A 22,823-nucleotide genomic window follows, 5' to 3' on the forward strand; every position below is an offset into this window, starting at 1 on the left:
GCCCATGTCATCCAGCGTATCGACCACTACGTCCGCGTTCTACGATCGCTCCGCGCTCGATCTCAACGGCTTGCGCACCCAGATGGAGCAGGTGCAGACGCAGATTTCCAGCGGCAACCGGCTGACCGCCTCGTCAGACGATCCGCTCACCGCCTCGCGCCTGCGCAACCTGCAACGCCAGGATGCCATCGCCAAGGTCGATGCCGGCGCGGCCAACCGCGCCACGGCCGATCTCAACCTGACCGATTCGGCGATGACCGAGATGATCAACACGCTGCAGCGCACGCGCCAGCTGGCCAACCAGGCGGCCACCGGCACGCTGTCCAACGAGCAGCGCACCAGCATTGGCCAGGAACTGGCCGAATTGCGCAACAACCTGGTCTCGCTCGCCAATTCGCGTGACAGCGCGGGCAATGCGCTGTTCGGCGGCGATGCGGCGGGCGCGGCCTATAGCGTGGATGCCACCACCGGCGTGGTCAGCTATGTCGGCAGCGGCAGCGCCGGCACGCTGGAACTGGGCGACGGGCAGAGCGTGAAGCGCAGCCTGACCGGGCCGGAGTTTCTCAATTTCTCGTCGGGCGGCACCAGCAGCGATGTCTTTGCCGCGCTCAAGACCCTGACCGACGCGATCAGCGCGGGCGGCCCCGGTGCGCAGTCTGCCGCCAACAGCGCGCTCACCACGCTTGATGACGCCATGACGGCCGTATCCACCGGGCAGACCGTGGTAGGCGCGCGCCTGTCGTGGATCGATCTCAATACCGAGCGGCAGACCACGATGGGCGAGGCGCGTAGCCAGGACCAGAGCACGCTGGGCGCCACCGACATTCCCACTGCCTATACCCGGTTGCAGGAACTGGCCACGGTGTTGCAGGCCAGCCAGGCCAGCTTCACCAAGATCTCGGGCCTTTCGCTCTTTACCATGATGTCCTGAAAGTGCGCGCGCCCGTGCCGTTCTGCATTGCAGCAACGGCCGGGCGATAGCGCCGGCTTTCACGGTTTATCGACAGGGTCACCGCTTCATGTTTGCTGGTATCGGCATCGTCGTCCTGCTCGCCATGGTTTTTGGCGGCTTCATCATCACCGGTGGCGCAATCGGCCCGGTGGCCGAAGCCATACCCCACGAAATGCTCATCATCGGCGGCGCGGCGCTGGGCGCCACGATCACCGGCAATTCCATGCACGAACTGAAGGGCATCGGCGCGGGCCTAGGCAAAGTGTTCAAGGGCCCCAAGCACAACAAGCAGGACCATGTCGATGCCATCGTGCTGTGTGCCAAGCTGATGAAGATCCTGCGCAGCGATGGCCCGGTGGCGCTGGAAAGCCATGTGGCCGATCCCAAAAGCTCGGCCCTGTTTGCCGAATATCCGCGCATCCTGGCCCATAGCGCGCTGGTCTCGCTGATCTGCGATACGCTGACCCTGATCGTCGTGTCGTCCGGCACGCTGGAAGTGCATGCCGTGGAAGACGTGATGGACCACGCGATGAAAACCCATTTTCACGAGCAGGAAGAAGCGCAGCACGCCCTCCAGGGCCTGGCCGACGCCCTGCCCGCGCTGGGCATCGTGGCCGCCGTGCTGGGCGTGGTCAAGACCATGGGCTCGATCGACAAGCCACCCACGGTGCTGGGCGCGATGATCGGTTCGGCCCTGGTCGGCACGTTCATGGGCGTGCTGCTGGCCTATGGCATCGTCGCGCCGCTGGCTGGCCGGCTCAAGCAGGTGCTCGATCAGGATGCGATGATCTACCAGGCGGTCAAGCAGGTGATCGTGTCATCGCTACATGGCTGGCCGCAGCCGCTGGTGGTGGAAAGCGCGCGTTCGGGCCTGGGCCATGCGTTCCGGCCCGGCCTGTCGGAACTGCTCGACGCGCTGCGCGGCCGCTAAGCGAAAGGGATCGCCATGGCCAAGCCACCCAAAGGCAAGGACGCGCCCAAGCCGATCATCGTCAAGAAGATCACCGTGGTGGCCGGCGGCCATCACGGCGGGGCCTGGAAAGTGGCCTATGCCGATTTCGTGACCGCGATGATGGCGTTCTTCCTGCTGATGTGGCTGCTGGGCGCAACCACCGAAAAACAGCGCAAGGGCATTGCCGACTATTTCACCCCCACCCTGGTCAAGACGCGCAAGGGCAGCGCCGGGTCTGACGGGCTGCTGGGCGGCTCGTCGCTGACCGATGCCGACAACTATCCCCACCGCGCCGGGCAGACCGGCACGCGCACGATGACCATTCCGCGCGATGCCACCGGCGGCCCCAAGGATGGCGGATCGAAGATGAAGCGCACCCAGGTGATGCAGCAGCGGCTGAAGGAAAAGCTGGATGCCAATGAGAAGCTGCGCCAGCTGGCCAAGCAAGTGCACATGACGATGACGCCCGAGGGCATCCGCATCGACATGCTCGACGATGCGCACTTCTCGATGTTCCGCCTGGGCACCACGATCCTGACGCCCGATGCGCTGGAACTGATCCGGGCGATCGGCCAGGCCATCGCACCCGAACCCGGCGGCCTGACCGTGCGCGGCCATACCGATGCGCTGCAGTGGAAGCCTGGCGACCCGGCCAACAACTGGTCGCTATCGGCCGGCCGCGCCGAAGCCACGCGCCAGGCGCTGATGCGCAACGGCGTGGGCGAGGCCCGCTTCCAACGGATCGAAGGCGTGGCCGACCGCGAACCGCTGGTGCCCGACAGCCCCAACGACCCGAGCAACCGCCGCATGTCGATCCTGCTGCTGGATTGAGCCGGTTGCGGTGCCAAGCGAGAGACCGGGCGTGGTGCTTTGTCATGGAGTCACACGAAGCCACGAAGACACGAAGGAAAGACCCTTCTTCGTGTCTTCGTGGCTTCGTGTGGGATTTTCAGGGCAGAGCGGCGGGGATCGCAGACTGGCCGATCCAGATAGCCCGGCGTCGAACGGCTGATGGTAGTGAAGAGTTGCCTTTGCCGCCTCCGACTTCGTCATTCCCGCGCAGGCCGGAATCCAGTGGCTTCGGGCGATTGAGACCACGCCGAAACTGGATTCCCGCCTGCGCGGGAATGACGAAGAAATGGACTAAAAGTGGCGAAAAACGAACAGGCAGCTTTCGGGAAGGCGCGGGCGATAGCTGCCTTCCCAAAAACGATCAAGAAACGGGAAAGCCGGCGAGAGACGGCTAACGGGTAAGCGACTTCGACATGCGGTAATTGTGGATCGCGACCCCGCCTATGGTGAGGTCATTCCGACCATCGACGCTAAACCCACGACGCTCGAAGAGCCGGCGGGCGCCTTCACTGGCCTCTACGAAAAGCGTCTCGATCCCCGCATCCGTGGCGACGTTTTCCAAAGCGGCATAGATCGCAGAGCCGACGCCCGTGCCTACGAAGTCGGGGCGGCAGTAGAGATGATCGATATGCCCGTTCGGCTCAAGATCACCGTAGCCAATGACCGTGCCATCGTCGCCAACGGCGACCAGAAATGTTCGGCCAATCGCTTGTTCCACATAGCGTTTGGCATCTGGCCTGGACGGACTCCAGGCGACAACCTGCTCCGGCGAGTAATCGCTAATTGCGGCGTGGTGGACCGACATATGGAATAGGTCTGCGAGCGCATCCGCGTCGCTCGGCTCAAACGCTCGGATCAACATGCGCCACTGATACGCTCAACGTGAAACTCGGCAAACGTCCCTTCCCAAAACCGATGATGAAGCGGGAAACTTCGGCAGGATACATCAGCGGGCTGGTGGCTGCATAAGCTCTATCGTGATATGATCAGGGCCTGAAACATAGGTCACCAAAGTTCCCTTGCGGGGACCACCTGCGATTGGCAGCGGGCTACCCTTCGCCTTCCATCCTGCTGCCTCGACGCGGGCTATAGCGGCATGGATATCCTTCACGGTCAGAGCTAGGTGCGCCGCACCGATCGCCCCCGCGCTATCGGGCACCGCCCCGTTCTGGCGTCCCTTTGAATATTGCAACAGTTCGACCACGTAACCGTTTGGCGCCCTGACGATCGCCGTTTTCACACTCGGATCATCGACACCTGTGACTTGATGCAGGAAGTCGCCCCCCATCTCGGCTTGTCGCTCAAGTGTGAAACCGAGCGCTTCCGTCCAAAACCGAATGGCTTCGTCCAAAGACGATACAGCAAAGCCCGTGTGGTCCACGGCGATCACGTTTGATGCGTCGTTCATTGTTGCACTCTCACCGGGCCGCGCCTGCGCTGTCTGGGCCTGCGCCCCGGCGGCAACTGATGCCAACAGCATGACGAATATGATCCTCATAATGACGCCTTAACGCGTCGGCCGCCTCCCGAGAAGGAACCTTTTTTGAGAGATCGGTGCCCTCCCACGTTCGGGTTGGAAGCCGTTCGGTGCATTCGCTTTCCCAAAATATGTTCCCGATTCCGCTTTTCCGAATGTGCGTCTCAGGCATGAGAAATCAGGACTGATCCGGGCCAACAATCGGCAACTTTCGGGATCGCGAGTTCAAGACCTGATCGACCAGGATTGGGCGATTTCCGCCATTGCCGGGTGATTTCCCGTGAAGTGGCTTGCGCACCCTACCCCTTTTTCCGCCCCGGCTTGGGGGCCAGCCAGATCATCCCGGCCGAGACGAACAGGACGATGGTGCACACCATGAAGACCTGGCGCGTGGCGAGCGTTACCGCCTCGGTCTGCACCAGTTGGCTCAACATCATGCTCGCCTGCGCGGCCGGCAGGCCGGTGTGCGTGGGCGGATGAATCAGCCCGACCAGTTCGGCGCGGTTGTACTTGGTGAAATGTTCCCACAGCGTGGTGGACATCGAAGTGGCAAAGGCGCCGGCCATCGTGCGCATGAAGTTCTGGATGCCCGCGCCCGATGCGGTCTGGTCGGGCCGCACCGAAGCCATCGCCAGCGCGGTGGAACCGACGAAGAAGAACGGCATACCCAGGCCCTGGAGCATCTGCGGAAAGGCGATGGTCCAGTAGCCCATGTCAGTCACCCAGCGCGTGCGTAGCCAGGCGACTACGGCCAGCCACAGGATGCCGAACGAGATCAGCCCGCGCGTATCGACCTTGCCCACGAACCGCGCCACGATCGGCGAAAAGACCACTGCCAGGACACCGACCCAGCCCACCGCCAGACCTGCCCAGGTGGCGGTGTAGTTGAGGTTGGTTTGCAGGAAGAGCGGGATCAGCACGATGAACGAGAAGAACGCCGCATAGGCCACGCACTGCGTCACCACGGCCACGGTAAACCCGCGGTTGCGGAATACCGAGAGGTCGATGATCGGGTGATCTTCGGTCAATTCCCAGATCAGGAACGAGATGAAGCCAATGATCGCGACCACGGTGAGCGTGATGATGAAGCCACTGGAAAACCAGTCTTCCTCGCGCCCTTTGTCGAGCATGATCTGCAGCGAACCAACCCAAATCACCAACAGCGCAAGACCGACGAAATCGATCGGCGATTTCTGGGTGGGAGTTTCGTACGGCCGCACCAGCCGCCAGGCGACGATCAGCGAGAATGCGGCGAGCGGAATGTTGATGAAGAACAGCCAGTGCCACGACCAGTTGTCGGAAATGAACCCACCGCAGATCGGTCCGGCAATCGGCGCGACCACCACGGTCATCGCCCACAGGCCCAGCGCGGCGCCGCCCTTGTCCTTGGGAAAGATGCGCAGCAGCAAGGTCTGCGTCATCGGCATGATCGGGCCGCCGCACAGCCCCTGGCACACGCGGAACGCGATCAGCAGGCTCAGGCTGCCGGCCATGCCGCACAGCATCGAAAACAGGCCAAAGCCCAGCAGTGCCATGATGAACACCCGCACCGCGCCAAACGTGCGCGCGAGCCAGCCGGTCAACGGCACGCAGATCGCCTCGGCCACGGCATAGGACGTGAGCACCCAGGTGCCCTGCGTGGGCGACACCGCCAGGCTGCCGGCGATATGCGGCACCGACACGTTGGCGATGGTGATATCGAGCAGCACGACGAAGTTCGACAGCGCCAGCGCAAAGCCGCCGAGCGCCAGCTTGGCGCCCTTGAGCGGCGCCGGCCCATCGCCAAAGCCCATCGGCGGTCCGCCAGCCATGTCAGTTCTGCCCGGTCTGCGACCGGTCCTTTTCAGGGCGCGTATCGATCGTGGCGTCCATCGACAGGCCGATGCGCAGCGGGTGCGCACCCAGCTCGTGCGGATCGAGCGCGACGCGCACCGGCAGGCGCTGCACCACCTTGATCCAGTTGCCCGTGGCATTCTGCGCCGGGATCACGGCCAGCGCCGAACCGGTGCCGCCGGAAAAGCCCACGACGCGCCCGTGATAGACCACATCATCGCCATAGAGATCCGATGTCAGCGTGACCGGCTGGCCGGGACGCACATGGGCCAACTGGCTTTCCTTGTAGTTGGCATCGACATAGGCCTGGCTGATCGGCACGATGGTCATCATAGGGCTGCCCACCGCCACGCTTTGCCCCACCTGCACCGTGCGCTGGGTGACAACGCCGCTGACCGGGGCCCGGATCACCGTGCGATCGAGATTGATGCGCGCCTGGTCAAGCCTGGCCTTGGCCGCCAGCACCTGCGGATTGGTTTCCGGCGTGGTGCCAGTGACCAATGCGGCATTGGCCGCTTCCTGGCCATTGGCGGTGCCACGCGCGGCCTGGGCCGCGGCCAGGTTGGCGCGGGCGGCGGCAAGCTGGCCTTGCGCAGAAGCATAAGCATTGCGCGCGGTGGTCAGTTCCTCGCCCGACACCGCCCCGTCGCCCACCAGCGACTGGCGCCGCTTGAGGTCAATCTCGGCGCGTTGCACATCGGCCATGGCCACCTGCACTTGCGCGGTCATGCGGGCGATATCGGCCTGCTTCTCGCCCACCTGGGCCGACAGCGCGGTGCCGGTGGCAATGGTCTGGCGCACCTTGCGCAGCGCGTCGGCATAGTCCGCCTCGGCCGCGGCCAGGGCGATTTTGGCGTCGGTGGGATCGAGTTCCACCAGCACGTCGCCCTTGCGGACGACTTGCGTGTTGTTGACCGCCACGCGCCGCACCGGGCCGGCGACCAGCGGCGTCACCTGTGCCACTTCGGCCGCGACATAGGCGTTGTCGGTTTCGACATAACGCCCGCCTTCGATCCATTCGTAGATGCCGACGCCGGCCGCGACCAGCGCCACGACACCGGCAAAGATCAGGAAACCACGCTTGCGCGCGGCCTTGCGCGCATCGGCCTTGCTGGAGGCCTGGTCCGTATCGGGAAAGTTGGGTTCAATGTCAGCCATGGGCGGGTCTCGGCATCAGAAAGAAGAACAGGGATCAGGCAAACGGCAGCGCGTCGGCGGTCAGCCGGCGCGGAAGCCGCCGCCCAGGGCGCGCACCAGCGCCACGTGGGCAGACAGGGTGCGCGCCTGCAGATCGGCAAGCAGGCGCCGGTTGGCGAGCAGGGCATCCTGTGCCGACAGCACCGACAGATAGGTGGACAGGCCGGCTTCGTACCGGCGGCGGGCAATGCGATAGGCATCGTCAGAGGCGGCCACCGCCTGTTGCAACTGGGCACGCTGGGCATCGATCGATTGCCGCGTGGCAGCGGCATCGGCCACGTCGCGCAGCGCCTTGAGCAGCGTATCGTCATAGCTCGCCACGGCCTCGTCATAGCTGGCACGCGCCTGGCGATAGCCACCGGCGATGCGCCCGCCCGAAAACAGCGGCAGGCTGATCGCCGGGCCGATCGATCCGGCATCCGAACCGCTGGCCGTCAGGTTGCTGAGGCCAAGCGCCTGCACGCCGATGAAGCCCATCAGGTTGACGTTGGGATAGAACGCGGCATGCGCCACCTGCACCCGCGCCGCAGCCGCTTCTGCCCGCGCGCGCGCGGCAGCGACATCGGCACGGCGGCCAACCAGATCGAGCGCCAGGTTGGCGGGCAGGCCCTGCGGCGCGAGCGTGGCAAGCTGTGGCAGGGCGATCGCATCGCCGCGCGCCGGCGGCGCGCCGATCAGCACCGCCAGGGCATGGCGGGCCAGGGCAATCGCCTCGTCCGCGGCAACCAGATCGGCGCGGGCGACGGGGATGCCGGCTTCTGCCTGGCGCTGTTCGGCGCGGGTATCGAGGCCGTTGACCACGCGCTGGCGCACCAGCTTGGCGGTATCCTCGCGCAGTTGCAGCGCCTGGGCCCGCACATCGCGCGCGGCTGCGGCGCGGGCCAGGGTGGCATAGGCATCGGCAACGCCTGTGGCGATGGCGAGGCGCGCGGCCTGCGCCTCATATTCGGCGGCCTGCGCCTCTGACGTGGCGGCGCGCAGGGCGGCGCGGTTCTTGCCAAAGAAATCGAGTTCGTAGCTGAGACTGAGCGAGGCCGCACCGGTATCGTTCCAGCCCTGCGGCACGAAGGCCGGGGGAATGCCGTTGTTGTAGCTCTGCTTGGCTTCGGCCGCGTTGGCGGTGGCGGAAATGCCGGGCAGCAAAGCCGCCCCGCTCTCCTGGGCGAGACCGCGCGCGGCGCGCAGGCGGGCATCGGCCTGGGCCAGCGTGGGAGAATTGGCCACGCCTTCCGCGATCAGCGCGGACAGCTGCGGATCGCGCAACGCCTGCCACCAATCGGCCGCAGGCCAATCGGCTGGCGTCACCGCCTGTGCTGGCGCGGACGCGGGCAGCGCCAGATCGCTGGCGGTTGCCTGGCGCAGCGCCGGCTTTTGGCCAAGATCGGGAACGGGGGCACAGCCGGCCAGCAGGCCCGCCATGGCCAGGCCACTCACCAGCGGCGCGCGCCGGAACGGCCGAATCGCGGCGGCGGAAAACGCGGCGGAAAACAGGGCTGACGCGCGGTTGGAAAGACCGGCGGGGGAGGCAGTCATGCAGGGCCTTTGCGCAATCGGGAACGGGACGACCGTGTACGGATCGGTCACTAATCTTCAACTGCGCCCTTGCACTGCGCCTGTCAACAGCTATGTGTACGGAATGGTCACTAACCCGTCCAATTGCAGACTCAAACGCTGTTCGCCCGATGAGCGGCGGGAAAACATCCTGTCCGTGGCCACGCAGGTGTTCACGCAGACGGGCTATGGCGCCACCTCGATGTCAGCCATCGCGGCCGAGCTGGGCGGTTCCAAGGCCACGCTTTACAAGTATTTTCCATCGAAGGAGCAGTTGTTTGAAGCGGTGCTGATGCGCGGCTGCGGCGCGGTCATGGCCTCGCTTCAGGAACTGGCGGAAACCGAATCGGATGACCTTGAGGGCATTCTTACCGATTTCGGCACGCGCTTCCTGTCCGGGCTGTGCAGCCAGCGCTCGATCGATGTCTATCGCATGGTCCATGCCGACGGGGTGCAATTCCACGAAGCGGCAGAGATGTTCTTTCGCTGCGGGCCGGAAATTGCCGGCACTACCCTGGCGGCCGTGCTGCAACGCGTGGCCGGCCAGCGCGGCCTGGCCCTGCCAGATCCGCGCCTGGCAGCAGACCAGTTCCTGGGCATGGTGCGGGGCAAGCTGCACATGCGCGTGGCGGTGGGTGTGATGCCGGCGCCCGACACGGAAACGATTCGCCACCACGCCGCGCACGCCGCGCGCATCTTTGCCCACGGGCTGCTGCACCAGCCAAATACCGGCCAGCCAAGGACCTGATCCCCCAACAACGACGATGGCCGGCGATCCCCAGGGGAATCGCCGGCACCGTGGAGAACCGGGTATTGGCAGCTGGGATCAGCGCAGCAGCGTCAGCACGTTCTGCTGGTTCTGGTTGGCCTGCGAGATCATTGCGGTCGAAGCCTGGGCCAGGATCTGCGCCTTGGCCATCTGGGTGGTTTCGGCCGAGTAGTCGGTATCCTGAATACGCGAACGGGCATCCGACAGGTTGGTGATGTTGTCGTTCAGGTTGTTGACCACCGAGCTGAGGCGGTTCTGGCCAGCACCCAGCGTGGCGCGCGTGGCGTTCACTTCCTTGAGCGCGGCATCGACGTTGTCCATCGTGGTCGAAGCCTTGCCGGTGTCGGACACGTCGAGCGCCTGGGTGGTCGAGGTGGCGCTGTAGGACGTGTCGGTGCCGCCGAACAGGTTGACGCCCGAAAACGCCTTGCTGACGAGGTCGACCGTGTCGGTGGTGTTGGCACCGGTCTGGATCGAGCTCTTGACGTCGTCGCTGCCGTCGGTGGCTGCCGTGCCGCCAGCAACCTTGAACACCTTGTTGCCGTTGAACTCGGTATTGTTGAGCACGTCGGAAATCTGGGCATTCAGGTTCGAGACTTCCGACTGCATCGCGTCGCGGTCAGACTGCTGGTAGGTGTCAGACTTCGACTGCACGGCCAGTTCGCGCACGCGCTGCAGCATGTTGGTCACTTCGCTGAGCGCGCCTTCGGCCGTCTGCGCCATCGAGATGCCGTCGTTGGCGTTGCGCACGCCCTGCGACATGCCGGTGATCTGCGCGGTCATGGTCGTGGAAATGGCCAGGCCCGCGGCATCGTCCTTGGCACTATTGATTCGCTTGCCGGTCGACAGCCGTTCCATCGCGGTTGCAGCCAGCTTGCTTGCCGAGTTGGAAGCGTTGGCCGCCTTGATGGCGCTGACGTTGGTGTTGATTACCGCCATGATGTTTCTCCGATTTTCGGGACAGACCCCAATCGCTGCCAGTCCAGGGATTGACCGGCTGCACGGCAAAGACCGGCAGGATGGGCGGCAATTTAAGGGCAAAATCTTGCCGGTCAGCGGTTTTGCGGCGGCGCCATATACGTGTTTCCACTTAGCACGGTCGCTGATCTTAAAGTTTCACACCATTTGACGGTTTCGCGCGAAAAACAGCGTCGTGGATATGGTTAAGACGGGGGTCAAAGTGATGAACAGCGATTGCGGCGACAGATTGCCGATAAGCGGGCAGGCGCAGGCGCGCCACGGCGCGCTGATCATGCGCGCTGCAGCGGTGCTCAATACGCCGGGCATGGGCCCCCTGCCTGTGCTGGCCGATTCGACCGATGTGGGCGCGCTCGATCCGCGCCGCCCGGCGGTGGTGCTGGAACGCGGGGCGCAGCCGGCGCTGGCGCGCATGGCCAATGGCAAGCGCCACGTGGTGCGCTATGCCGATCCGCTGTCGGAAAGCGCGCTGGCCGCGATCATCGCCTGCGCAACCGCGCCCGGCATGCCGATTGCCGCCGATCCCGAAACCCTATCAATTCTGGCGCTGGCCGAGCGTCTGGCCGTCAGCGACATCCCCGTGCTGATCAACGGCCCCACCGGCACCGGCAAGGAAGTGTTGAGCCGGTTCATCCACGCCGCCAGCCCGCGCCACGACAAGCCGTTCATCGGCGTCAACTGCGCCGCGATGCCCGAAACCATGCTGGAAGCGCTGTTGTTCGGCCACCAGAAGGGCGCGTTCACCGGCGCCAGCGCGGCGGGCGAAGGCTTTTTCCGCGCGGCCCATGGCGGCACGCTGCTGCTGGATGAAATCGCCGAAATGCCGCTGTCGCTGCAAGCCAAGCTGCTGCGCGCGCTGCAGGAAGGCGAAGTGGTGCCACTGGGCGCGACCCAGCCGGTCAAGGTGGACGTGCGCATCATCGCCTGCGCCAACCGCGATCTGCCAACCGAGGTGGAAGACGGGCGGTTCCGCGCCGATCTCTATTACCGGCTCAACGTTTTTCCGCTGACGCTGCGCGCACTGGCCGAGCGGCCCGATGATATCGCGCCGCTGGCCTTTGCCCTGATGATGCGCCATGCGCCGGCCGATCGGCCGCTGCCCTGGCTGTCGGACGCGGCGCTGGCCATGCTGGGCTGCCACGGCTGGCCCGGCAATGTGCGCGAGCTGGAAAACGTGGTGCGCCGCGCCCTGCTGCTGGCGGGCGACCAGGCCGAAATCGGGCCTGAGCATATCGTGTTCGATCGCCCCGCGCGCAGCCCCGCCAGCGATGCGGCGCTGGCCGAAGTGCGCGCGCCCCAGGCGGGCAAGCTGTCCAACATTGTCCAGCTGTCCGAAGCGCGCGCGATCCTGGCCACGCTGGAAGCCTGCGGCGGCAGCCGCGTGGAAGCGGCGCGCCAACTGGGCATTTCCGAACGCACCCTGCGCTATCGCCTGGCCAGCTTCCGTGAAGCCGGCATTGCCGTGGCGGGAGGCCGGCGATGAGCGCGATCAACGGCATAGGCGCCGGGGGCGGCATCCAGCAGATCATGGCCATGCGCCAGCAGATCATCGATCGCTCGCACCTGCTGCAACAGATCCGCACGCCTGAAAGCGGGTTACCGGCCGAAACCAATTCGCCGACCGGTGGCTTTACTGACGCGCTCAAGTCGGCGCTCGACACGGTCAATGCCAGCCAGACCAAGGCCGACGGCATCAGCGCGGCCTATGAAAAGGGCGAGACGGTCGATGTCGCCAAGGTGATGCTGGCGCGCCAGGAAGCCGGCGTTGCCTTTGAAGCCACGCTGCAGGTGCGCAACAAGCTGTTGACCGCCTACCAGGACATCATGCGGATGGGGGTCTGATAGATGGCCGATCTGGTTCCCGTGGGGGCCGGTGGCAGCCCGCCACCCTCGCTTCTGGCCCCTTTGACCGATCCCGCCGGCGGTGCCCTGCCGGCACGGATGGGCGCATTCCTGCGCCAGCCGCCGCTGCGCCGCATGCTGCCCTGGTTCGGCGGGATTACCGCCGCCGGGCTGACCGGGCTGCTGTGGCTGACCATGGCGCCCGCGCCGCAGCGCATGCTCTATTCCGATCTGTCGGATGCAGAGCGCGCGCAGGTGACGGCCGCGCTCGACAAGGCGGCGATCGCCTATCACATCGACAATTCCACCGGCGCGATCACCGTGGGGGAAAACGACCTCTACAAGGCGCGCATGGTGGCGGCATCCGATGGCGCGGTGGCCACACCCGAAACCGGCGAGCAGATGATCGACAAGCTGCCGATGGGGGCCAGCCGCACCCTGGAAGGGCAGCGGCTGCAAGCCGCGCGCGAGCGCGAGCTGGAACTGACCATCATGCAGATCGACGGGGTGGAGGCGGTGCGTGTGCACCTGGCCCAGCCGGAAAAATCGGTCTTCGTGCGCGATACCGCCGCGCCCTCTGCCTCGGTCATGGTGCGCCTGGCCAAGGGGCGGCAACTGGCCACCAGCCAGGTTTCGGCGATCGTCAACCTGGTGGCCGGATCGGTGCCGGAACTCTCGGTCGATGCGGTCAAGGTGATCGACCAGCACGGGCGCCTGCTGTCGGCCGACAAGCCGGGCGATGCTGATCGCCTGGAAATCCAGGGCCGGCTGGAAGACAAACTGCGCGAGCAGATTTCCCAGCTGCTGACCCCGATGCTGGGCGAAGGCAACTTTTCCAGCGAGGTGCAGGTCGATCTGGACATGGACCAGGTGACCTCTGCCCGCGAAAGCTATGACAAGCAGGGCGCCGTGCGCACCGAGCAGCAATCGGCCTCGCAGACCAGCGGGCCGGGCGCGGTGGGGGTGCCGGGTGTCTTGTCCAACACCCCGCCCGCACCGACCACGGCTGCCGTCGGCGCGCCGCAGGGCACGCCCTCGCCCAGCCCCTCGGGCGCGGCGCCCAGCAATGGCGAAAGTTCGTCTTCGAAAACCTATGAACTGGGCCGCGAAGTGGCGGTGACCAACAACACGCCGGGCAAGATCCGCCGCCTGACCGTGGCGGTGGCGCTGTCTTCGGCCGTGCTGGCCAAGGCCAAGCCTGCCGAGATCGACCAGATCAAGCAGCTGGTGAGCGCGGCCGTAGGCGCCGATCCCACGCGCGGGGACCAGGTGGCCGTGGCGGTGCGCGCGTTCAACCCAGCCGACATTACCCCGCCCAAGTTCTATGAACAGCCCTGGTTTGCCATGGCGGTGCGCAACGGCGTGGCACTGGTGGCGGTGCTTTTGACGCTGCTGCTGGGCGTGCGCCCGCTGATCAAGGCGCTGCGCCGCGATGGCGGTGCATCGGCCAAGGGCAAGGACGCCCGCAGGAAGGGCAAGGCCGCCGCCAGCGATGAGGACGACGAGGACGCAGAGGAGGCCAACGCCGCACGCGCCGAGGGCGCTGCCGATCCCAACGCCCCGCGCCCCAGCCGCGAGATCGGCCCTGGGCCCACCACTGGCATGATCAAGCCGATGCTGGCGCCAGCGCAAGATGAAACCGGCGCGATCGATACCGAACTGCTCAGCCGCCAGGTGGGCCTGGCCCAGCGCCTGGTCCAGGAAAAGCCCGACAGCGCCGTGGCCGTGCTGCGCCAGATGCTGAAGGAACCGAGCGAAGAAGGCGCCTCATAACATGGACAGCGACATGGCAGAGGGTTTGGGCAGCATGACCGATCCCGAACTGGCCGCCGTCATGGTCATGCTGCTGGAAGACCAGCAGGCCGCCGATCTGCTGGCGCAGCTCGATCCCAAGGAACTGCGCCTGCTGGGGGAAAAGATGTGCGCGCTGGGCGAGATCGGCCCGGTGGCCATTGCCCAGTCGATCACCGGCTTTGTCGAGCGGACCGAGCGCCTGGGCCTGACCGCGCACGATCGCGTGGGCCAGGTGCGCGATCTGATGACGCGCGCGGTGGGCGAGGTGAAGGCCGTCAACCTGATGCACCGCATCGCGCCCGAAGCGGCGCAGGATACCTCGGCACTCGAACTGGCGCGCTGGCTCAACCCCGAAGTGCTGATCCCACTGGTGCGCGGCGAGCACCCCCAGGCAATTGCCGTGCTGCTGGTGCAGATCGACCCGGAAGTGGCCGCCGCCGTGCTGCACGGCCTGCCCGAAACGATCCAGACCCAGGTGGTCCACCGCATCGCTACGCTGGGCAAGGTCTCGGCCGAGGCGCTGCGTATGCTGGAAGAGGTGCTGACGCGCCGCATCGTGGCGATCCACAGCCGCTCTGCCCTGACCATGGGTGGCCCGCGCGAGGCGGCCGAGATCATCAACGCCGCAGCCAAGGCGGTGGAGAAGCGGGTCATGCCCGAACTCACCAAGATGGACAAAGCCCTGGCCAAGGAAATCGAGAACGAGATGTTCAAGTTCGAACATCTCTATGTGCTGGATGCGCAATCGATGGGCGCCATGCTGCGCGAAGTGGACAGCGACACGCTGATCGCCGCGCTCAAGGGCATTGAGGAACCGCAGCGCGAAGTGTTCTTCCGCGCCATGTCGAGCCGCGCCGCCGATGGCGTGCGCGACGAGATCGCCGCGCGCGGCCGCCTCAAGCGCGCCGAAGTGACCGAGGCGCAAAAGGCCATGATCACCGCCGCCCGCCGCCTTTCGGCCGAAGGGGTAATCGTGTTCGGTTCGGGTGACGATGACTATGTCTGACCTGCTGCGCATTCCCGAACCCGGGCGCACGCTGCGCGCCTGGGGCGCGGTGCCGGCGCAATCGCAGGGCTTTACGCTCGACCCGCGCTTTGCCCGCATCCCCGTGGCGCCCCCGGCCGAATTTGCCGCGATGCCCGAACGCGAAGACCCGATCGAGCGCGCCCGCGCTGATGGTTTTGCCGCCGGCCAGGCTGCCGCACTGGCCCAGGCACAGGCCGATGCCGCCGCCCAGGACGCCGCGCGCCACCGTATCGAAAGCGCATTGCGCGCGATGGACGCCGCGCAGATCGACGCGCTGGAGCAGCGCCTGCGCCAGACCGTGCTGGCCCTGTGCGAGGCGGTGCTGGCCGATGCCGCGATCGATCCCGCCGCGCTGGAGCAGCGCGTGCGCCGCGCCGCGCAGATGCTCGCCCGCGCCGAAGATGCCCGCGTGATCCGCCTCCATCCCGAAGACCTGGCACTGGTGGGCCAGCACTTGCCCGAAGACTGGCACTGCGAGCCCGATTCCAGCCTGGAACGCGGCGCGGTGCGCGTCGATGGCGCGCTGGGCGGGGTGGAAGATGGCCCGCTGCAATGGCGCCGCGCGGTGGAAGAGGCGCTGCGGCAATGCTGATGCCGCCAGCCGATGGCAGCAGCCTTGATCGCCCCATCGGTGGCCTGCATCCCGCGCTGCCGCTGCTGGCGCGCCTGGCCGGCGCCCATCCCGATCTTGCCCCGCGCCGCTATGGCAGGCTCAGCGCCTGCGATGGCGGGCTGCTGGAAGTGTCGGGCCTGTCGGTGCCGATCGGCACGCAATGCCGCATCGCCCACGGGCGCGGCGATCTGGCGGCCGAAGTGATCGGCTTTCGCAATGGCCGCAGCCTGATGATGCTGCTGGGCGATCCGGTGCTGTTGCGCCCGGGCGCCTATGTGCGGCCCGAAGGGCGGCCTGGCATGGTGCCGGTGGGCGAGGCGTTCCTGGGCCGCGCGGTGGATGGCGAAGGCCACCCCATCGATGGCGGACCGCCGCTCGCCACCCATGCCGAATGGCCGGCCGGCGGCGTGCGCGCCGGCGCGCTCGATCGCAGCCCGGTGCGGCAATCATTCGATACCGGGGTGCGCGCGCTCAACGCCCTGACCACGTTCGGCGTGGGCCAGCGCATCGGCATCATGGCCGGATCGGGCGTGGGCAAATCTGTCCTGCTCGACATGGTCGCCCATGGCGCCCAGGCCGAAATCGTCATCGTCGGCCTGATCGGCGAGCGCGCCCGCGAAGTGTCGGACTTTGTCGAGCGGCACATGGCCGGCAACAAGCGCGCGCACAGCGCGGTGATCGCCGTGCCGGCCGACCATGCGCCCAACCTGCGCATTCGTGGGGCGATGATGGCCACCGCGCTGGCCGAATACTTCCGCGCCCAGGGGCGGCGCGTGCTGCTGATCATGGACAGCCTGACGCGCGTGGCCCACGCCGGGCGCGAAATCGCGCTGCTGCTGGGCGAACCCGGCGCGGCGCGCGGCTATCCCCCTTCGGCGCTGGCGACGATCACCAAGCTGGTCGAGCGCGCCGGCAATTCGGCGGCGAGTGGCGGCTCGATCACCGGGCTCTACACCGTGCTGGCCGATGGCGACAACCAGGACGATCCGGTGGTCGATACCGCCCGCTCGATCCTGGATGGGCACATCGTGCTCTCGCGCGATCTGGCGCAGCGCGGGCACTATCCCGCGATCGACATTCCCGCCTCGCTCAGCCGGGTGATGACCGACATCACCAGCCCGCAGCATCAGGCCCTGGCCCGGCAGTTTCGCGCGCTGATCGCCGCCTATGAGGCCAACCGCGATCTGGTGCTGATGGGGGCCTATCGCCAGGGGGCCGACCCGCAGCTGGACCAGGCGATCGCCATGCACGGCGCGCTGGCCGATTTCCTGATGCAACCCGCGCAGGACATCGTGCCACTGGACAGCTGCATTAACCAATTGACCCAGTTGCTGGGCGGCTGAGCGCGCCATGACGATCAAGGCCCGCAACCAGCGGCTGGTGCGGCTGCGCCGGCTGGAAAAGCTGCGCGAGATCGGCCATCGCCAGGCGATGCTGGCCGCTGGCCAGGCCGAGAGCACGCTGGCCCAGCTGCAGCACCTGGCCGAGCGCACCGGCACGCTGGCAGACAGCTATGCCGCGCGCACCGATGCCGATGATGGTGCGGCATTGGCCCACCTTGGCGCATTTCGCGCGGGTCTCGAACGCATTGCCCGCAGCACTGCCGGCGAAATCGACACCGCCCGCCGCATTGCCGATGCCCGCGCCGCCGAAGTGGCCGCGGCCGAGCGCCGCCGCGCTGCCGTGGCCGATCGCATCGCGGCAGAGGCGCAGGCCCTGGCCCGAGTCCGCGCCCAGGCCGGCACCCCGCTGGGCGCCGCACGCAACCGCGAAGACCCCGCATCCGAAACCATCCCTATGCCGCATTCGCGCGATTGGCACGGCTCTTGAATTAACCGTGGGCATACCGCCCAGGAGCTTGTACCGCGATGGTATCGATTGCCACCCCCACTGCCGCTTCATCCGCCCCCGCCATCATGGCGGGCGTGACGGCAGCGATTGTCGTCGGACCGGCGCAACCGGGCGAAACCACCGGATTTGCTGCGCTTCTCGACACGGCAGAGACCCTGCCAGCGGCCCTGCCCGCCACCGCCGCCATTCCGGCCGAGCTGAGCGCGCCTGCCACCCCGGCGGAACTGCCGCTACCGGCCACGGCAAGCCTGCTGGCCGAAACCGGCAATATCTTGCCGGCAAACGGCAAGGCCGTCACGCCTAAAGCGCCCGCTCCCGACTCAGCTGTGGCTGTGGCGGCGGCTCCCGCCGTAGCGCCGAGCCCTGCGCCGGTTGTCGTCGCACCGGTTGTTGCCACGCCGATGGCAAGCCAGCCTGTCGCCGGCACTGCGCCTGCGCCCCTACCAGCACCCGCGCAAGTGCTGCCGTCCGCAGCGATGCCGGCACCCCTGCACGGCGCAGCGCCGCCCGTCACGCCAGATTCGGCGCCCGCTGTGCCAGAGGCAACGCCGCCGACCGCCATGCCGGTGGTGACGCATCGCGCGATGGCCAGCCTGCTGGCCCTGCGCCACGCCGCCAGTCCTGATGCAAAGGCCGATGCCGATGATCTGGCAGCAGACGAAACCGCCGCAGCCGCCACCCCGGCGGCACCCGGCGATGCAACGCCTGCCGCCCCTGTCGCGGCCCCGGCCGCAGCCAGCCTGGCCCTGGCCAGCATCCCCACGCCGATCACGCTGCCTGCCGCCCCGGCCACGCCCGCGCCAGAGCAGGCCATCGCGCATGCCACGGCACCGGCGCGAGCGATGCAGCCAGCGCTTGCGCAACCAGCCGCGCCCGGGCCGATGGCCGTGCCCCAGGCTGGCCAGCCTCGCCCGGAAACGCCGACGAACCCCATGATGCCGGCCGGGCTGGCGACACCGCTGCCGCTTGCGCCAGCCGATAGCACCACGCCCGCCGCTACCGTGGCTGAACCGCTGGCACTGGTGCCGCAAGCCGCAGCGGCTGCCCCGGCGCCTGCCCCGGTTGCCACCACGATCGCGCACGCCGCGGCGCCTGCTGTGCCCACTGCGCAGATCGCGACGCAACAGGTGCTGGCGGCGCGCCAGCCGCAGCAGCCAGTTGCTGCCGAGCCAGCGTCGCCGGCCGAAACCGAACCGGCCGCAACGCCCCTGGCACCAGCCAGCGCCACTGCCGTGGCGCCGCTGCCCCTTTCCGCCCTCGCCGTGGCCGCGCCCCAGCCAGTGGCTACGCCAGCCATCACTGGTCCGGCGCCTGCCGCCACTATCCCCGGCGCGCAGGTTGCCGCGCTGGTCGATGCCGTGGCCCGTGCCCGCCAGGATGGCCAGGGCGCCACGGTGGCTGCCACGCTGGCGCATGGCACGTTCGGGCGGATCGATCTGCAGTTCCGGCAAAAGGACGATGGGCTCACCGTGACCATGGCCAGCGCCGATCCCGGCTTTGCCCCCGCCGTGCTGGCAGCCAGCCGTGCGGACGCCGGCACTGCCGCCAACCAAAACTCGGCTGGCCAGAACCCGGCCGGCCAAAACGCATCGAGCCAGAACACTTCGGGCCAGAACGGCGCGGGCCAGGCCTTTGCCGGCCAGTCACAATCACAAACCCCTTCACAGGGCCAGGGTGGCGATCCGCGCCAGCCGCAACGCGCCGCGGCGCCGGACAGCGCGGGCCTTGCCGCCCGCCGCGCGCCGGACCGGAGCGACGAGCCCGACACGGCCCAGGGCGGCGTCTACGCGTGATCCTGCGCGTAAATCGACGCCTCAATCCCCTGGCCATCTGACGATCAAGGAACCGGCATGAGCGACAAGAAGGAAAAGGACAAGGACGCGCCCAAGAAGAAAAAGGGCGGTCTTGTGGTGCTCATCGGCGTGGTCGTGGCCACGCTGGTAATGGGTGGTGGCGGGGTCTATGCCCTGTTTGCCCTGCACATCCTGGGTGGGCCGCAAGTGGTCATCCATGAAGACAACAAGCCCAAGCTGATCCGCAAGGGCGAGGAAGACCCCTATGCCCCCGTCGCCAAGGAAGGCGGCGAAGGCGAAGGCGGGGCCAAGGAAGTGGAAGGCGAAGGCGGCAGCGAATACCGCACCGTCTACTATTCGTTTTCCGACGATTTCACCTCGAACCTCAAGGACAGCGATCGCCTGGTCCAGGCCTCGATCGCGGCATCGACGCGCCGCGATTATCGCGTGGTGATGTGGATGAAGAAGCACGAGCTGGCGATCCGTTCGGCCCTGCTCACCGTCCTGGCCGATACGCCCGATACCGACGTGGAAACCACCCAGGGCAAGCAGCGCCTGCAACAGCGCATGACCGCCGCGATCAACAAGGTGCTGACCGACACCGAAGGCTTTGGCGGGGTGGATGCGGTCTATTTCAAGCAATTCATCGTGCAGTGAGCCGCAGGTTTGCGGATTGACGGGCATTTTACGGGCAATGGGGAAGCAAGACGATGAAGCCTGAACGGGAATTCGTGGCAGAGCGGGTAGTGGCAAGCCACTGCCCGCAACTGCTGCGCCCCGGAGCGAGCCAGGCAGACCTGGTCACGGCGCTCAGCCGCACGGCCGAAAAGCTGGCGCGCGAATTGGGAAGCGCCCTGGCCGGGTTGCTGGGCGGCGATGAACCCCTGGTGGAATGCAGCCGTCCCGAACGCACCGTCTATTCCGATTACGCCACGATGCAGGTGATGGGCCACCGCAACCTGGGGGCCTATACGCTGTTTGGCGCGGGCGCGGCCAATGACCGCATCCTGGGCATGGTGGCCGGCGAAGTGGTGCTGCGGCTGGTCGATCGCGCGTTTGGTGGTGCCGGCGTGGCACCGCAGCAATTGCCGCGCGAACTGCCGCTGTCGGCCGAACTGATGGTGCACCGCCTGGAAGCCATGCTGGCCGGGTGCCTGGCCAGCGCATTGGGCGCCGAAACTGCCGACGTGATCCGCCCGCTGCGCCGCGAAGGCAACATCGATCACCTGGCGCCGTTCGGCAACGACGAGCATATCGTCGCGCTGGTCTTTTCGATCACCGAGCCCGGCCGCCCGGCCTGGGCGATCGAGATGGCCTTTCCCTATGACACGCTGGCCGCGCTGTTCGCCAATGGCGAGCGCCCGCCCGCCAGCGCCGAGCATGCCCCGGCCGATCCGCGCGCCGCACCCTTTGCCGATGTGCCGCTGCCGCTCAGCGCCGTGCTGGTCGACATGCGGGTGCCGCTGGCGGCGATCTCCGCGCTGGAAGTGGGGCAGATCCTGCCGGTGCCGGTGGCGCGGGCCGTGCCCTTGCGCGTGGCCGGGCAGACCATCGGCCATGGCACGGTGGGCGCGGTGGACGATCGCCTGGCCGTGCAGCTTTCGCAGATTTTCTAAGATTTCAATTGGGGGTTCTCACAATGTCGTTTCAACCGCGCGGTTTCGATTTCCTCAAGGATGTCGATGTGCGCCTCACCGTCGAACTGGGCCGCACGGAGATGAAGCTCAAGGACGTGCTGGCGCTGAACGAGGAAAGCGTGGTCATGCTCGACCGGCTGACCGATGAACTGCTCGACGTGATGGTCAACGGCAAGCTGATCGCGCGCGGCGAAGTGGTTGCCCAGGGCGATCGCTTTGGCCTGCGCATCGTCGAACTGGCCGGCAGCGAAAACGCCCCGCGCAAGGATGCGGCGTGATGCTGTGGTACATTCTCAAGCTGATGGTCGTGCTGCCGCTGATTGCCGGCATGGCCTGGGGCTCGCTGCGCCTGGCCAAGCGCTTTGAAGGCAAGTTCGGCACTTCCACCGGCAGCCGCGCGGTCAAGATCGTGGAAACGCAGATGCTTTCGCCCACGCTGCGCCTGGCGGTGATCGAATTCCACGATCGCGAGATCCTGGTGTCCACCTCGAAGAACGGCCTGGTGCGCCTGGCCGAAGCGCCGGCGCGCAAGCGGGAGGATGTGGCGTGAGGGGCAATGTTGTGGGCGGCATCCACCACCCCCCAACCCCCTCCTCTGAAGGGGAGGGGGCTTATCGGCCCTTTCTCCCCCTCCTCTTCAGAGGAGGGGGCCGGGGGGTGGTGGGCTACCTTGCACTGACACTGCTGCTGCTCCCCACTACAGCCCTCGCCCAGAGCGCGCCGGGCCAGACGGCCATTCCCGGCGCGCTGGACCGTGCGTTCAGCCAGATCGCCGGGGCGCAGTCGCAGGGCAGCCTGTCGCTGTCGTTGCAGCTCCTGCTCATCATGGGGCTGCTCACGATCCTGCCTTCGCTGATCCTGATGATGACCAGCTTTACCCGCATTCTGGTCGTGCTCTCGATCCTGCGCACGGCATTGGGCCTGCAGCAATCGCCGCCCAACCAGATCCTGATCGGGCTGTCGCTGTTTCTCTCACTGTTCGTGATGGCGCCCACGCTCGACAAGGTGAATGCCAACGCGATCCAGCCCTATTCGACCGGGCAGATTAACGCCGAACAGGCGATCGGCACGGCGGGCATGGAATTCCACGCCTTCATGGTGCGGCAGACGCGCCAGCGTGACCTGCTCATGTTCACCGACATGGCCAAGGCACCGCATTACCAGGCGACGCGCGACATTCCCTTTTCGATCCTGCTGCCCGCGTTCGTGACCAGCGAGCTGAAAACGGCGTTCCAGATCGGCTTCATGCTGTTCCTGCCGTTCCTGGTGATCGACCTGGTGGTTTCCTCGGTGCTGATGAGCCTGGGGATGATGATGATGTCACCCACGGTGGTGTCCCTGCCGTTCAAGATCCTGTTGTTCGTGCTGGTCGATGGCTGGGCGCTGCTGATGGGCAGCCTGGCATCGAGCTTCGGCTAGGAGCGCGGATTTCATGGACGACATGGCCTCGCTTCTCGCGCTTGCCGATCGCATGCTGTGGACCACGGCGCTGGTGGCCGCGCCGGTGTTGCTCGCCAGCCTGGCGGTTGGCCTGGTGGTGGGCATCATCCAGGCGGCCACCTCGGTCAACGAACAGACCCTCACCTTCGTGCCCAAGCTGGCGGTGACCGCGCTGATCCTGGTGCTGCTGGGCGGGGCGATGCTGGGCCTGATCGCCGATTTCATGACCGACGTGTTCGCCCAGATCGCGGCGACGGGGCAGTAA

Annotated in this window: 25 protein-coding genes; 18 read left to right on the top strand and 7 right to left on the bottom strand. The window is 66.8% G+C overall.

Annotated elements, in window-relative coordinates; all coding sequences use genetic code 11:
* Nucleotides 1–4 precede the first annotated feature (4 nt).
* The 3 genes from IP65_RS17180 to IP65_RS17190 all read left to right on the top strand — a co-directional run bounded on the left by IP65_RS17180 (nucleotide 5) and on the right by IP65_RS17190 (nucleotide 2,735).
* Nucleotides 5–931, top strand: a complete 927-nt coding sequence (locus IP65_RS17180) for a flagellar biosynthesis protein FlgL (RefSeq protein WP_054132419.1) — start codon at nucleotides 5–7, stop codon at nucleotides 929–931.
* Nucleotides 932–1,019: 88 nt separating this feature from the next.
* Nucleotides 1,020–1,883, top strand: a complete 864-nt coding sequence (gene motA / locus IP65_RS17185; RefSeq protein WP_054132420.1) for a flagellar motor stator protein MotA — start codon at nucleotides 1,020–1,022, stop codon at nucleotides 1,881–1,883.
* 15 nt (nucleotides 1,884–1,898) lie between these two features.
* A complete protein-coding gene (locus tag IP65_RS17190) occupies nucleotides 1,899–2,735 on the top strand; it encodes a flagellar motor protein MotB (protein ID WP_054132421.1) in 837 nt (278 codons plus the stop codon).
* A gap of 412 nt (nucleotides 2,736–3,147) precedes the next feature.
* On the opposite strand, the gene IP65_RS17195 is transcribed toward IP65_RS17190, so the two are convergent.
* The 5 genes from IP65_RS17195 to IP65_RS17215 form a co-directional block, all read right to left on the bottom strand.
* Nucleotides 3,148–3,618, bottom strand: a complete 471-nt coding sequence (locus IP65_RS17195) for a GNAT family N-acetyltransferase (RefSeq protein WP_022676886.1) — start codon at nucleotides 3,616–3,618, stop codon at nucleotides 3,148–3,150.
* A gap of 84 nt (nucleotides 3,619–3,702) precedes the next feature.
* Nucleotides 3,703–4,254 (bottom strand): VOC family protein, encoded by a 552-nt coding sequence (locus IP65_RS17200; protein WP_054132422.1) that lies wholly within the window; start codon nucleotides 4,252–4,254, stop codon nucleotides 3,703–3,705.
* 278 nt (nucleotides 4,255–4,532) lie between these two features.
* Nucleotides 4,533–6,044 carry a DHA2 family efflux MFS transporter permease subunit gene (locus tag IP65_RS17205; RefSeq protein WP_043609628.1) on the bottom strand — a complete coding sequence of 504 codons (1,512 nt, stop codon included), beginning with the start codon at nucleotides 6,042–6,044 and terminating at the stop codon, nucleotides 4,533–4,535.
* 1 nt (nucleotide 6,045) lies between these two features.
* The gene (locus tag IP65_RS17210) at nucleotides 6,046–7,224 is read right to left on the bottom strand and encodes an HlyD family efflux transporter periplasmic adaptor subunit (protein ID WP_054132423.1); all 1,179 of its coding nucleotides are present in this window, start codon (nucleotides 7,222–7,224) and stop codon (nucleotides 6,046–6,048) included.
* Between the two features lie 60 nt (nucleotides 7,225–7,284).
* On the bottom strand, nucleotides 7,285–8,796 hold the full coding sequence (locus IP65_RS17215; RefSeq protein WP_197279272.1) for an efflux transporter outer membrane subunit: 1,512 nt from the start codon (nucleotides 8,794–8,796) through the stop codon (nucleotides 7,285–7,287).
* 103 nt (nucleotides 8,797–8,899) lie between these two features.
* On the opposite strand from IP65_RS17215, the gene IP65_RS17220 reads away from it, so the two are divergent.
* Nucleotides 8,900–9,562, top strand: a complete 663-nt coding sequence (locus IP65_RS17220) for a TetR/AcrR family transcriptional regulator (protein ID WP_022675425.1) — start codon at nucleotides 8,900–8,902, stop codon at nucleotides 9,560–9,562.
* Between the two features lie 78 nt (nucleotides 9,563–9,640).
* Here the strand turns inward: IP65_RS17220 and IP65_RS17225 are convergent, their stop codons facing one another.
* Together IP65_RS17225 and IP65_RS21760 are read right to left on the bottom strand one after the other, a co-directional pair.
* Nucleotides 9,641–10,522, bottom strand: coding sequence for a flagellin (locus IP65_RS17225; protein ID WP_022675424.1), 882 nt, complete (start codon nucleotides 10,520–10,522; stop codon nucleotides 9,641–9,643).
* Between the two features lie 177 nt (nucleotides 10,523–10,699).
* A complete protein-coding gene (locus IP65_RS21760) occupies nucleotides 10,700–10,837 on the bottom strand; it encodes a hypothetical protein (RefSeq protein WP_157089018.1) in 138 nt (45 codons plus the stop codon).
* On the opposite strand from IP65_RS21760, the gene IP65_RS17230 reads away from it, so the two are divergent.
* From IP65_RS17230 to IP65_RS17295, 14 genes are all read left to right on the top strand, one after another.
* A complete protein-coding gene (locus IP65_RS17230) occupies nucleotides 10,836–12,044 on the top strand; it encodes a sigma-54-dependent Fis family transcriptional regulator (RefSeq protein ID WP_107717039.1) in 1,209 nt (402 codons plus the stop codon). The two genes, IP65_RS21760 and IP65_RS17230, sit on opposite strands and share 2 nt — an antisense overlap.
* Nucleotides 12,041–12,403: a flagellar hook-basal body complex protein FliE gene (gene fliE / locus IP65_RS17235; protein ID WP_022675422.1), complete on the top strand. Its 363-nt coding sequence runs from the start codon at nucleotides 12,041–12,043 to the stop codon at nucleotides 12,401–12,403. Before IP65_RS17230 ends, fliE begins: the two co-directional genes overlap by 4 nt.
* A 3-nt stretch (nucleotides 12,404–12,406) precedes the next feature.
* A complete protein-coding gene (gene fliF, locus IP65_RS17240; RefSeq protein WP_022675421.1) occupies nucleotides 12,407–14,176 on the top strand; it encodes a flagellar basal-body MS-ring/collar protein FliF in 1,770 nt (589 codons plus the stop codon).
* 1 nt (nucleotide 14,177) lies between these two features.
* On the top strand, nucleotides 14,178–15,203 hold the full coding sequence (gene fliG, locus IP65_RS17245) for a flagellar motor switch protein FliG (RefSeq protein WP_022675420.1): 1,026 nt from the start codon (nucleotides 14,178–14,180) through the stop codon (nucleotides 15,201–15,203).
* Entirely contained in the window at nucleotides 15,190–15,816 is a 627-nt protein-coding gene (locus IP65_RS17250; RefSeq protein WP_231627761.1) for a FliH/SctL family protein, read from the top strand. The genes fliG and IP65_RS17250 overlap by 14 nt, the downstream gene beginning before the upstream one ends.
* Complete coding sequence (locus IP65_RS17255; RefSeq protein ID WP_054132439.1) at nucleotides 15,816–17,180, top strand: FliI/YscN family ATPase; 1,365 nt, start codon at nucleotides 15,816–15,818, stop codon at nucleotides 17,178–17,180. Before IP65_RS17250 ends, IP65_RS17255 begins: the two co-directional genes overlap by 1 nt.
* 7 nt (nucleotides 17,181–17,187) lie before the next feature.
* Nucleotides 17,188–17,667, top strand: a complete 480-nt coding sequence (locus IP65_RS17260; protein WP_054132425.1) for a hypothetical protein — start codon at nucleotides 17,188–17,190, stop codon at nucleotides 17,665–17,667.
* Between the two features lie 38 nt (nucleotides 17,668–17,705).
* A complete protein-coding gene (locus IP65_RS17265; protein WP_156306678.1) occupies nucleotides 17,706–19,481 on the top strand; it encodes a hypothetical protein in 1,776 nt (591 codons plus the stop codon).
* A gap of 57 nt (nucleotides 19,482–19,538) precedes the next feature.
* Entirely contained in the window at nucleotides 19,539–20,138 is a 600-nt protein-coding gene (gene fliL, locus IP65_RS17270; RefSeq protein WP_054132427.1) for a flagellar basal body-associated protein FliL, read from the top strand.
* 53 nt (nucleotides 20,139–20,191) lie between these two features.
* Nucleotides 20,192–21,097, top strand: a complete 906-nt coding sequence (locus IP65_RS17275) for a FliM/FliN family flagellar motor switch protein (RefSeq protein ID WP_054132428.1) — start codon at nucleotides 20,192–20,194, stop codon at nucleotides 21,095–21,097.
* A gap of 23 nt (nucleotides 21,098–21,120) precedes the next feature.
* Nucleotides 21,121–21,396 carry a flagellar motor switch protein FliN gene (gene fliN / locus IP65_RS17280; protein ID WP_022678603.1) on the top strand — a complete coding sequence of 92 codons (276 nt, stop codon included), beginning with the start codon at nucleotides 21,121–21,123 and terminating at the stop codon, nucleotides 21,394–21,396.
* Nucleotides 21,396–21,668 carry a flagellar biosynthetic protein FliO gene (locus tag IP65_RS17285; protein ID WP_054132429.1) on the top strand — a complete coding sequence of 91 codons (273 nt, stop codon included), beginning with the start codon at nucleotides 21,396–21,398 and terminating at the stop codon, nucleotides 21,666–21,668. The genes fliN and IP65_RS17285 overlap by 1 nt, the downstream gene beginning before the upstream one ends.
* A gap of 107 nt (nucleotides 21,669–21,775) precedes the next feature.
* A complete protein-coding gene (gene fliP / locus IP65_RS17290; RefSeq protein WP_054132430.1) occupies nucleotides 21,776–22,537 on the top strand; it encodes a flagellar type III secretion system pore protein FliP in 762 nt (253 codons plus the stop codon).
* A gap of 13 nt (nucleotides 22,538–22,550) precedes the next feature.
* Nucleotides 22,551–22,823, top strand: coding sequence for a flagellar biosynthetic protein FliQ (locus IP65_RS17295; protein WP_022678600.1), 273 nt, complete (start codon nucleotides 22,551–22,553; stop codon nucleotides 22,821–22,823).

Origin of the sequence: Novosphingobium sp. AAP1, from assembly GCF_001295765.1 — a bacterium.
In the GTDB taxonomy this organism is placed as follows: domain Bacteria; phylum Pseudomonadota; class Alphaproteobacteria; order Sphingomonadales; family Sphingomonadaceae; genus Novosphingobium; species Novosphingobium capsulatum.